This window comes from Sphingomonas ginkgonis (assembly GCF_003970925.1).
GTDB lineage: Bacteria > Pseudomonadota > Alphaproteobacteria > Sphingomonadales > Sphingomonadaceae > Sphingomicrobium > Sphingomicrobium ginkgonis.
Genome location: NZ_RWJF01000001.1, coordinates 2583494 through 2593885, shown reverse-complemented (window position 1 = coordinate 2593885; position 10392 = coordinate 2583494). Strand labels below are relative to the sequence as shown.

The following is a 10392-nucleotide window of genomic DNA, read 5'->3' as shown; positions in this document are numbered from 1 at the left end:
AGGAAGCCACCATGTCCAGCAAGAAGACCCCCGAGACGACCCCGCCCAAGAAGCGCGGCAAGATGAAGATGCTGCTGATCGGCGGCGGTGCGTTCGTGCTGCTCGGCGGCGGCGCGGGAGCGGGGGTCTATGCCTCGCGCCTGATGTCGCCCGCGGGACCGGCCGAGGACCCGAACCGGCCCAAGCTGGTGGTTCGCGGCGACGTGCCCGAGGCCAGCTCGGAAGGCGAGGGCGGTGAGAGCAAGGAACCCGCGCCCAAGATCGGCACCGTCTCGGTCACCAGCGACAATGTGCCGGTCGATCCGCGCAAATATGACGTGACCTACGTTCCGCTAGAGCAGCCGTTCACCGCCAACCTCGCCAACGGCGGGATCATCCAGGTCGGGCTGAGCTTCGCCACCTACTACGACCATCGCGTGGTCGAGAACCTGAAGCGCCAGACGGTGGCGATCCGCTCCGCCGCGTTGATGGTGCTCGCCGAGCAGGACCCCAATGTGCTCGCCACCGGACGCGGCAAGCAGGCGCTGCAGCGCGAGCTGACCCAGTCGACCAACAAGGTGCTGCGCGACAAGGAAGGGTTCGGCGGCATCGACAATGTCTACTTTACCAGCCTGGTGATCCAGTGAGCCTCGTCGCCGCGCACCGGACCGTCGTTCCCGCCAGCCTGATCCGCAGCGCGCCCGCGGCGCCTGAAGCGGGTCATGCCGGGCTCGACCGGGTCGGCGAGCGGCTGACACGCGGTCTTGCTGAGCTGTTCGGCGGGCTGATCGGGACTTCGGCCACTGTCACCGCCGCTCCGCTGCGCAGCGAGGGCGGCCGCGTCGATGCCGACGCGGTGCTCCGGCACGTCCGGGTCGACGCGCTCGGCGGGACGATCGCGATCGCGCTGGCGCGCGGGACGGTCGTCCGGCTGGTCGACCTCCACTATGGCGGCGACGGCGAGTCCGACGCGGGCCGCGACCAGCTGTCGGCGGCCGAGAACCGCTTCGTCACTCGAATCGCTGCGGCGCTTGCCGAGCTGTTGCCCGCCGCGTGGCTGCCGCTGGGACTGACGGGCGCGGCGCTCGACGAGACGGGCGCGGCGAGCGACGGACCCGCGGCGGTGCAGGCCTTCACCATCGGCTGGGGCGAGGGCGCGAGTGTCGAGCTGGCGCTACACTATCCTCTGGCGCTGCTCGCGGCGCTACCGTCGGTGGCGGGCGCCGATGCCGGGGAGAGCGACGGCGACGCCGAGTGGCAGGCCCGCCTGACCGAGCGGGCGCTCGCCGTGCCGTTCAGCGTCCGTGCCGTCTTCGCCCGTCCCGAGCTGGCGCTGACTCGGCTGATGAGCCTCAAGCCGGGCGACATCATCCCGGTCAGCCTTCCCGCGCAGATCGACCTCGAGGTCGTAGGCCTTCGCCTCGCCCGCGGCAGCGCGGGGGAGTCGAATGACCGCGCCGCCATCTGCATCGACCAATTCTGAACAAGGACCAGGACATGAGCGACGTCACGATCGTGCCGGGCACGACCGACCTCGAGCCGCAGGCGGGTGCCCGCGAGCAGAATTTCGAATTGCTGGCGGACGTCAGCCTGCGCATCACCGTCGAGGTCGGATCGGCCTCGCTGACGCTGACCGATCTGCTCGGGCTGACCAAGGGCAGCGTGGTCGAGCTCGACCGCGAGGCCGACGCGCTGCTCGACATCCTCGCCAACGGCAAGCTGATCGCGCGCGGCGAGGTGGTTGCGGTGGACGGGCGCTACGGCATCCGGATCGCCGAGATCGTCGATGCGCGGAGCGGCGCGGACCGCCGCTCGGCCGATCGCGGCACCCCGGACCGGCGCGCCGCCTGACATGGGTATCTATTTTCTGAAGCTGGTAATCCTCCTGCCGCTGGTCGGCGGACTGGCCTGGGCAAGCCTGTGGCTGTGGAAGCGGGTCCAGCTCGGCCTGCCGGTCGGCCGAGTCCAGGAGCGCCCGGTGCGGCTGATCGACGCGGTCCCGCTGGGCACCGGGAGCAAGCTAGCGGTAGTCAGCTTCGACGACCGCGAGCTGCTCGTCGCGGTCACTCGCGGGCAGGTCACGCTGCTGACGGAAGCGCGCGCGGAATTCATCGATGGGTGAGCTTCTGAACGGCGCCGCCGGGAGCCAGGGGCTGGCGCTTCCGCTGCAGCTCCTGTTGCTGATGAGCCTGCTGACGGTGCTGCCGTCGCTGGTGCTGATGATGACCAGCTTCACGCGGATCATCATCGTCCTGTCGATCCTTCGCCAAGCGCTCGGGCTGCAGCAGACCCCGCCCAATCAGGTGCTGGTCGGCCTCAGCCTGTTCCTGACCCTGTTCGTGATGCAGCCGGTGCTCTCGACCATCAACAAGACCGCGGTCGAGCCCTACAGCCGCAAGGAGATCGCGGTCGACGCGGCGATCCAGCGCGCCGGGGTGCCGCTGCACGCCTTCATGATGGCGCAGACCCGCAAGGCCGACCTCGCGATGTTCGCCGACATCGCCAAGGCGCCCAAGTTCAACGCGCCGGCCGACGTGCCCTTCTCGATCCTGCTTCCGGCCTATGCGACCAGCGAGCTCAAGACGGCGTTCCAGATCGGCTTCCTCATCTTCCTGCCGTTCCTGATCATCGACCTGATCGTCGCCTCGGCGCTGATGTCGCTGGGCATGATGATGCTCTCCCCGACCATCGTGTCGATGCCGTTCAAGCTGCTGCTGTTCGTCCTGGTCGACGGCTGGGCGCTGACCATGGGGTCGCTCGCGGCCTCCTTCGCAGGAAGCTGACCATGGGCGCGGACGAATATATCGGGATCGCCCAGCACGCGCTATGGATCCTCGCGCTGGCGAGCGCGCCGATCCTCATCCCGGCGCTGGTCGCCGGCGTGCTGCTCGGCATGGTCCAGGCCGCGACGTCGATCAACGAGCAGACGCTGAGCTTCATTCCCAAGCTGATCGTCGTTGCGGTCTGCCTCGCGCTGTTCGGAGGCAGCATCATGGTGCTTCTGACCGACTTCACGCGGGAGATGTTCGCCCGGATCCCCGACGTGGCGCGCTGATGCCGGCATCGTTCGCGGCGCTCGAGCCGCAGCTGCTGCTGTGGCTGGTGGCGATGCTGAGGCCCGGCGCGGCCTTCTTCGCGGCGCCGCTGACGGGATCGCCGCAAGTGCCGATGCAGCTGCGGCTGGTGATCTCGCTGGCGATCGGAATCCCCGCGGTGCAGCTGTCCGGGCTGCACCTGCCGGCGGAGGGGCTGCTGTCGCTCCCCGGCCTGTTCCTCGCGCTGGGCGAGATCGTGATCGGGCTGGGGATGGGCTTCGCGGTGCAGCTCGGCTTCGCCGCCGCGCTGGTGGCGGGCGAGGCGATCAGCAATGCGATGGGGATCGGCTTCGCCTCGATGGTCAACCCGATGAGCGGGCAATCGAGCTCGGCGATCGGCCACCTGCTGACGCTGGTCGCGACCTTCCTCTTCCTGGCCAGCGACGGGCACCTGCTGTTCGCTCGCATCGTGATCGAGAGCTACGCCGCCTTTCCGCCCGGCGGCCCGGTGCCGCTGCAGCTGCTCGGCGGCCTTTCGAACCTGGGCGGGCTGATCTTCGCCGCCGGGCTGACGATCGCGCTCCCCGTCACCGCCGCGCTGGTGCTGGTCCAGCTGATCATGGGGATCCTCGGCCGCTCGGCACCGTCGCTCAACCTGTTCAGCGTCGGCATGCCCGCGGCGATGGTCGCCGGCATGATCCTGCTCGCGATGACCGCGCCGCTGATGGCCGACGCGACGCTCGCCGCGGTCAACCAGGGGCTCGCCGAGGCCGCCCGGATCGCTCATGGCGGGTGAGGGCGAGAAGACCGAGGCCGCAACCCCCCGGCGCAAGCAGGAGGCGGTCAAGCAGGGCGACCTCCTTAAGTCCAAGGAGCTGGGTACCGCGCTGGTGGTCGCCGCCGGTGCCGGCTGGGCGTGGCTGGCGGGGCCGCTGTTCGTCGGCGGCTGCCGCGACCTCTTGACCCGCGGCCTTACTTTCCGCCGGGCCGAGCTGCTCGACTTCGATCCCGCTCGCTCGCTGGCCGGGCTGCTGGTGCCGGTCGCGCTTCCGCTCGCGGCCCTGTTCGCGCTGTGCCTGGCGGCCGCCGCGGCCGGGCCGCTGCTGATGGGCTCGTTCGGCTTCCGTGCCGGCGCCTTCGCCTTCAAGCCGAGCCGACTCAACCCGCTCGCGGGCGCGAAGCGGATCTTCAGCGCTCAGGGACTGATCGAACTGGTCAAGTCGCTGGCGAAGGTCGGGCTGCTCGGCGGGATCGGCTACTGGCTCATCGCCCACCATGTCCGCGCGCTGTTCGGTCTGGGCTCGCTCGACATCGCCAGCTCGACCGCGAGCATCGGACTGCTGTTCCGGACCGCGCTGGTGGCGCTCACCGGCGGGCTGCTGGCGATCGCGCTGATCGACGTCCCGGCCGAAATCTTCCAGCGCAACCGGCGGCTGCGGATGACCAAGGAGGAGGTCCGCGAGGACCACCGCCAGACGGAAGGCTCGCCCGAACTCAAGCGGATGGTCCGCCAGCGCCAGCACGAGGTTCTGAGCGGATCGGCCCGCAAGTCGGTGCGCGAGGCGACAGTGGTGCTGACCAACCCGACCCATTTCGCAATCGCGCTGCGCTACGACCCGACGAAGGATGCCGCGCCGCTGGTCGTCGCGCGCGGGCGGGGCGAGACGGCGCTGGCAATCCGCTCGCTGGCCAAGGACGGGTCGGTCCCCATCCTCGAATATCCGCAGCTCACCCGCGCCATCTACTTCACCTCGCGCGCGGGACAGGTGGTGGCGGAGGACCTTTACCTCGCAATCGCTACCGTGCTCGCCTTCGTCTTCCGCCTCGAGCAGTCGCTCGCCGACGGCATCGAGCAGCCCTCGGTGCTGGTCCCCGAGAACAGGCGCTTCGACGAGAATGGCCGGCCGCTCGGCGCTTAAGAAAGCGCCGCCGCTGCCGTTTCACTGAGGGAAGGGAAACGCCCATGGTTACGTCCATCGTCAGCAGCCTGGGAGGCGGGTCGGGTCTCGACGTCGCCAAGCTGGTCGACGACCTCGCCAGCGCCTCGCGCACGCCCAAGGCGCAGATGTTCACCCAGCGGCTGCAGGCCGTGCAGTCGAAGATCAGCGCGGTCGCGCAGGCCCGCTCCGATCTCGAGAGCTTCGCCACCTCGCTGACCGGTCTCGCCGCCGGCGGCACGCTGCAGACTCAGCCCACCCCGTCCGATCCCGCCGCGCTGTCGGCGGTCGCTGCGCCGGGGGCGCCGGTCGGGGCCTTGTCGAGCGAGATCGTAATCGGGCAGCTGGCGCGCGCGCAGACCAGCTATTCGGCCTATGTCGCGGACGCGACCGCGTCGCTCGGCCAGGGCAGCATGACGCTGACCGTCGGCGGGACCGACCATGCGATCACCCTCGATGCGTCGAACGACAGCCTCAACGGGCTCGCCGCCGCGATCAACGCGAGCGGCGCCGGGGTGACCGCCAGCGTGCTCAGCGACACCAAAGGCGCTCGGCTGGTGCTGCGCGGGCAGAGCGGCGCGGCGAACGCCTTCACGCTCACCTCTTCGGACAGCGGGCTGCAGGGCTTCACCACCGGCGCGATGACCTTGGGCCAGGCAGCGCAGGACGCCGAGTTCACGCTCGACGGGGTGGCCTATGCGCGCCCCGCCAACAGCGTCTCCGACGTCTTGGCGGGGGTGACCCTGACGCTCCGCAAGGCAGCGCCGGGAACGCCGGTAGCGATCACCAGCACGCGCCCGACCGACGCGTTGCGGCAGACGGTGCAGGACTTCGTGTCGGTCTATAACACGCTCAAGAAGGACGTTGCGTCGGCGACAACCGCTACCGGCGGCGATGGCGCGCTGCGCTCGTTCAACGCGCAGCTGTCGGGGCTGCTGGCCACGACCCTGACCAGCGACCCGACCATTCGCACGCTCGGCGACATCGGCCTCGCGACCACCCGCGACGGGACGGTCAGCCTGGACACGGCCAAGCTCGAGGCGGCGCTGAAGAGCCATCCCGACGCGGTCGGGGCGCTGTTCTCGCCCGGGACGGACCCGGCCAATCTCGGCATCGCCAAGGCGATCCAGCAGCTCAACGACAGTGCGACCGCCAGCAACGGGCTGCTCGCCGGACTGAGCAGCCGGCTGAGCAAGGAGTCGGCCTCGATCACCAGCGACCAGGCCAAGATGGAAGAGCGCGAGGCGGCCTACAAGGCGCGGCTCGAGCAACAGTTCGGGACGCTGGATTCGAGGATGTCGTCGCTCAAGGCGACGCAGAGCTATCTCGAGCAGCAGGTGAAGGTCTGGACGGGTAACCAGTGATGTACGCGGCACGAAAGACGTATCAGACATTGTCGGTGGCGAGCCGGATCGAGGCGGCGGGACCGCACGAGCTGGTCGCAATCCTCTATGAGGAGCTGCTGCGCGCGCTCGACGTCACCCGCGCGGCGCTGCTGCAGGGCAAGCCGGAGGCGCTCCGCCAGGGACGCGAGCGGGCCTCGTCGATCCTGATCGCGCTCGAGGCGAGCCTCGACTTCGAGCGTGGCGGCACCCTCGCGCCGAGCCTGGGGCGGATCTACCGCTCGATGCAGAAGGAACTTGCGGCGTTCGGCAACGAGCCGCGCGCGGAGCGGCTGGAAGCCGTCCGCAAGGGCGTCGGCGATCTGCTCGGGGCTTGGGTCCAGATCGCGGTGCGCCAGGCCGCCTGAGCGGCCGCGGCGCACCGCTCGCCGCCGCTCAGTCGCGGGCTTCGAGGGTCCGCCGCAGCTTGTCGAGCGCGGCTTTCTTGAGCTGGCACACGCGGGCGGCGCCGACGTTCAGCACCTCGCCGATCTCGTTAAGGTTCAGCTCCTCGACGAAGTAGAGCTGCAGCACCATCGCCTCGCGTTCAGGAAGCCGGCCGATCGCCGCCGCCATGCCGGCGAGCAGCTGCTCGCGCTCCATCCGCTCGTCGACCCGCTCGCCGAGGTCGGCGAACCAGGGCTGGTCGTCGGCATAGACCTCGTCAATCGAGTCCTGCTCGAGCGCCTGGGTCGAGGCGACCAGCGCGTGATACTCGTCGGGCGCGAGACCCAGCGCCTCGGCCAGTTCGGCGTCACTGGCGTGACGGCCGATCCGGCTCTCCAGTTCGGCGCGGGCGGCGGCGAGCTTGCGGCGATTGACCATGCCGCCGCGCGACAGGCGCGCCTCGCGGCGAAGATGGTCGATCATCGCGCCGCGCACGCGGGTGGCGGCATAGGGCCGGAAGGCGGCGCCGCGCTCCTCGAACCCGCGCGCGGCCTCGACCAGCGCGACCAGCCCGATCTGCACGAGGTCCTCCAGTTCAATCCGAGAGGAGACGCCCGAATGGACGTGCCAGGCGATCCGGCGGACCAGCTCGCGATGCTCGCGAACCAGCGCGTCGGCGTCGAGCCGGACCGGCCCGCGGGTGTAGGTGAACGCGTCCTGGCGGACGGCAGCTTGCGACATCAAAGCTCTCCGGTAGCGACGGAGTGGGAGGCGGGGGCGGCGGCGAGGCTGGGCGTCCCGCCGACAACGGCGAGTACCTCGACGGCCTTGGTCTCGGGGATTTCGAGGAAGGACAGGACGGCGACGTCCGGCAGGTGCGCGCGCAGCAGGCGCGACACGGCCGGGCGGCACACCGGGGAGGTCACCACCGCGAAGCTGCGCGCCGCCATCATCAGCGGCTGCACCGCCTCGCTGACCGAAGCGACGATCCGCCGCGCGAGCTCGGGCTCGAACGGCCAGGCGGCATTGGGGCCGGCGGCGATCGACTGGGCGAGCAGCCGCTCCAGCTCGGCGTCGAAGGTGATCACGGGAAGCGCCAGCTTGGCTGGGACGATCGCCTGCAGGATCAGCGGACCGATCTCCTGCCGAACCGCCTCGACCAGCCCGGCGACGTCGAGCCCGCGCGGCGCGAGCGTGACCATCGCCTCGGTGATCCGGCGGAAGTCGCGCAGGGGAATCCGCTCGGCGAGCAGCGCGCGGCACACCGCGGTGAGCGTCGCCAGCGAATAGGGCTGGGGGCAGAGCGCCCCGGCCAGTTGCGGATAATGTTCCTTGAGATTGTCGAGCAGCGCCTGGCCCTCGTCGAGGCCGAACAGGCTGGTCGCGTTGGCGGTGACGAGGTTGTTGAGGTGGGTCGCCAACACGGTCGGCGCGTCGACCACCGTGTAGCCGGCGACGATCGCGTCGGCACGGCGGGCCTCGTCGATCCAGATCGCGTCGAGCCCGAAGCTCGGATCCTTGACCAGCCGTCCGTCGATCGGGTCGGGGAAGTCGCCGGCGGCCAGCGCCAGCAGCTCGCCGGGAAAGGCGTCGTCCTCGCCCAGCGCGACGCCGGCGATCACGATCCGGTAGCGGTTGCCGGGCAGCGCCAGGTCGTCCTTGACCCGCACCAGCGGCAAGACGAACCCGAGCTCTCGCGAGAGCTGCTTGCGGATGCCGGTGATGCGGCCCATCAGCGGCGCGCCCTTGCGCTCGTCGACCAGCTCGATGAGCTTGTAGCCGAGCTCGATCGTGATGGGCACGCTGTCGCTGACGTCCGCCCAGCTGATCGCCGGCGGCGCATCGGGGAGTATTTCGGTCGGCGCCGACTGTTCGATTGCCGCCTTGCGGCCGAGCCGCCAGCAGGTGCCCCCGGCGATCGCGGCGGCCGACAGCAGCAGCAGGTGCGGCATGCCGGGGAGAAGCCCGAGCACGGCGAGGATCACCGCGACCGGCGCCCAGGCGGCGCGCTGCGCGAACTGGCTGGCGATCTGCCCGGACAGGTCGAGCGGCGAGTTGACCCGAGTGACGATCGCGGCGGCGGCAATCGACAGCAGCAGTGCCGGGACCTGTGCGACGAGCGCGTCGCCGATCGCCAGCTGGACATAGGTGCGCGCCGCCTCGCCGATGCCGAGCCCGTGGCTGATCGTGCCGAGCAGCAGCCCGCCGACGATGTTGACGACGAGGATCAGCACGCCGGCGACCGCGTCGCCCTTCACGAACTTGGACGCGCCGTCCATCGAGCCGTAGAAGTCGGCCTCGGTCGCCACCTCGGCACGGCGGAGCTTGGCTTCCTCCGGCACGATCAGCCCGGCGTTCAAATCGGCGTCGATCGCCATCTGCTTGCCCGGCAGCGCGTCGAGGGTGAAGCGGGCGGACACCTCGGACACGCGCCCCGCGCCCTTTGTGATAACGACCAGGTTGATGATCATCAGCACCGCGAAGACGAAGATGCCGACGATGTAGTTGCCACCGATGATGAAGCTGCCGAACGCCTCGATGATGTGGCCCGCCGCGGCCTCGCCCTGGTGGCCGTTGACCAGCACGACCCGGGTCGAGGCGACATTGAGCGCGAGCCGGAACAGCGTCGCGAGCAGGAGGACAGTGGGGAACGCGGAGAAGTCGAGCGGGCGCGCGGCGTTCAGCGACACCATCAGCACCGCGAGCGAGATCATGATGTTGCCGACGAAGCCGATGTCCAGCACGAACGAGGGCACCGGCACGATCATCAGTACGACCAGCATCAGGATCGCGATCGGCAGCACCCCGCCGCGCGCGGCCTGCAGCCAGGGGAGTCGCCCGCCGCTCATGCGTCACCTCCGAGCGCGGAGAGGCGCTTGTAGGCGGCCTGCGCGAACGACAGGGAAAGATGCGCCGGCATCGGCTCGATCTCGGCGAGCCTGGCAGTGGCGCCGGACCCGTGCGCTTCGTCGCGGAACTGCTGGCGGCTGGTCGTGGTGACCGACGCAAGCGCCGGTGCGCCGGCGAAGGCCGGGACCGGTGCGCCGACCTTGGCGGCGAAGCGGTCGCGGATCTCGGCCAGGCTGCGCGGCGCGCCGCTCCGGTCGTAGAAGATGTTGCGGTTGGCCGCTGCCGCTTCGGGGAACAGCGGCGCCGCCGACGCGTCCGGCGCGGAGTCGAGCGCCGACAGGAATTTGACGGCCCCGGCCGAGCCGAGGAAATGGGCGAGCGCGAGGTCGGCCGGCGACGCGGCGCGGCCCAGCTGCTGCGAGAGGACCGCGCCATTGTCCGAGGCCAGCTCGGCGGCCATGCTGGCGGCGACGTCGGGATCGTTGCGCAGGTCGAGGATGGCCTGGCGTGCGGCCGGGTCGCCGACGCTGTAGCCGCCGCCCGGACTGTGGGCGATGGCGTCGGCCGTCCAGCCCAGCCCATGCTCGGCGCCATGCGCCTCGAGTGTGGCGAGCCAGGTCTGCTGGGTGAACTGGTAAAGCCCCGAGGCGGTCGACGTTGGCGCCTTGGCAGCGGGGTTAAACCCGCTCTCCATCCGCGCCTGGTTCATCAGATAGTCGAAGGACACGCCGCTCTGCCGCGACGCGGCGGCGATGGAGCGGAGCACCTCCGTGCTCGGTCCCATCCGTCCGGCTCCAGTCACCGCCAACCTGCTTCTCCGTC

The 10392-nt window shown here is 70.2% G+C and carries 13 protein-coding genes; 10 read left to right on the top strand and 3 right to left on the bottom strand.

Translation table 11 applies throughout. The features are described from left to right. The first annotated feature begins 11 nt into the window (after positions 1–11). Genes HMF7854_RS12490 through HMF7854_RS12445 form a run of 10 tightly spaced genes read left to right on the top strand, consistent with a single transcriptional unit; the run spans position 12 to position 6701 of the window. A complete protein-coding gene (locus HMF7854_RS12490) occupies positions 12–626 on the top strand; it encodes a flagellar basal body-associated FliL family protein (protein ID WP_126719411.1) in 615 nt (204 codons plus the stop codon). Further along, on the top strand, positions 623–1462 hold the full coding sequence (locus HMF7854_RS12485) for a FliM/FliN family flagellar motor switch protein (RefSeq protein WP_126719409.1): 840 nt from the start codon (positions 623–625) through the stop codon (positions 1460–1462). The genes HMF7854_RS12490 and HMF7854_RS12485 overlap by 4 nt, the downstream gene beginning before the upstream one ends. 14 nt (positions 1463–1476) lie before the next feature. After that, positions 1477–1830 (top strand): flagellar motor switch protein FliN, encoded by a 354-nt coding sequence (gene fliN, locus HMF7854_RS12480; protein WP_126719407.1) that lies wholly within the window; start codon positions 1477–1479, stop codon positions 1828–1830. 1 nt (position 1831) lies between these two features. Further along, positions 1832–2101: a FliO/MopB family protein gene (locus tag HMF7854_RS12475; RefSeq protein WP_126719405.1), complete on the top strand. Its 270-nt coding sequence runs from the start codon at positions 1832–1834 to the stop codon at positions 2099–2101. Then, positions 2094–2762, top strand: coding sequence for a flagellar type III secretion system pore protein FliP (gene fliP, locus HMF7854_RS12470; protein WP_126719403.1), 669 nt, complete (start codon positions 2094–2096; stop codon positions 2760–2762). Before HMF7854_RS12475 ends, fliP begins: the two co-directional genes overlap by 8 nt. A 2-nt stretch (positions 2763–2764) precedes the next feature. Further along, a complete protein-coding gene (gene fliQ, locus HMF7854_RS12465; RefSeq protein WP_126719400.1) occupies positions 2765–3034 on the top strand; it encodes a flagellar biosynthesis protein FliQ in 270 nt (89 codons plus the stop codon). After that, positions 3031–3810: a flagellar biosynthetic protein FliR gene (fliR, locus tag HMF7854_RS12460; RefSeq protein ID WP_126720212.1), complete on the top strand. Its 780-nt coding sequence runs from the start codon at positions 3031–3033 to the stop codon at positions 3808–3810. Before fliQ ends, fliR begins: the two co-directional genes overlap by 4 nt. Further along, a complete protein-coding gene (locus HMF7854_RS12455; protein WP_126719398.1) occupies positions 3800–4933 on the top strand; it encodes an EscU/YscU/HrcU family type III secretion system export apparatus switch protein in 1134 nt (377 codons plus the stop codon). The genes fliR and HMF7854_RS12455 overlap by 11 nt, the downstream gene beginning before the upstream one ends. Before the next feature lie 44 nt (positions 4934–4977). Continuing rightward, the gene (fliD, locus tag HMF7854_RS12450) at positions 4978–6315 is read left to right on the top strand and encodes a flagellar filament capping protein FliD (RefSeq protein ID WP_126719396.1); all 1338 of its coding nucleotides are present in this window, start codon (positions 4978–4980) and stop codon (positions 6313–6315) included. Continuing rightward, positions 6315–6701 (top strand): flagellar export chaperone FliS, encoded by a 387-nt coding sequence (locus tag HMF7854_RS12445; RefSeq protein ID WP_126719394.1) that lies wholly within the window; start codon positions 6315–6317, stop codon positions 6699–6701. The genes fliD and HMF7854_RS12445 overlap by 1 nt, the downstream gene beginning before the upstream one ends. Before the next feature lie 28 nt (positions 6702–6729). Here the strand turns inward: HMF7854_RS12445 and HMF7854_RS12440 are convergent, their stop codons facing one another. Genes HMF7854_RS12440 through HMF7854_RS12430 form a run of 3 tightly spaced genes read right to left on the bottom strand, consistent with a single transcriptional unit; the run spans position 6730 to position 10354 of the window. Continuing rightward, entirely contained in the window at positions 6730–7461 is a 732-nt protein-coding gene (locus tag HMF7854_RS12440) for a FliA/WhiG family RNA polymerase sigma factor (protein WP_126719392.1), read from the bottom strand. Beyond that, positions 7461–9569, bottom strand: a complete 2109-nt coding sequence (gene flhA / locus HMF7854_RS12435) for a flagellar biosynthesis protein FlhA (protein ID WP_126719391.1) — start codon at positions 9567–9569, stop codon at positions 7461–7463. The genes HMF7854_RS12440 and flhA overlap by 1 nt, the downstream gene beginning before the upstream one ends. Next, positions 9566–10354 (bottom strand): transglycosylase SLT domain-containing protein, encoded by a 789-nt coding sequence (locus HMF7854_RS12430; protein ID WP_126719390.1) that lies wholly within the window; start codon positions 10352–10354, stop codon positions 9566–9568. Before HMF7854_RS12430 ends, flhA begins: the two co-directional genes overlap by 4 nt. Positions 10355–10392: the final 38 nt, after the last annotated feature.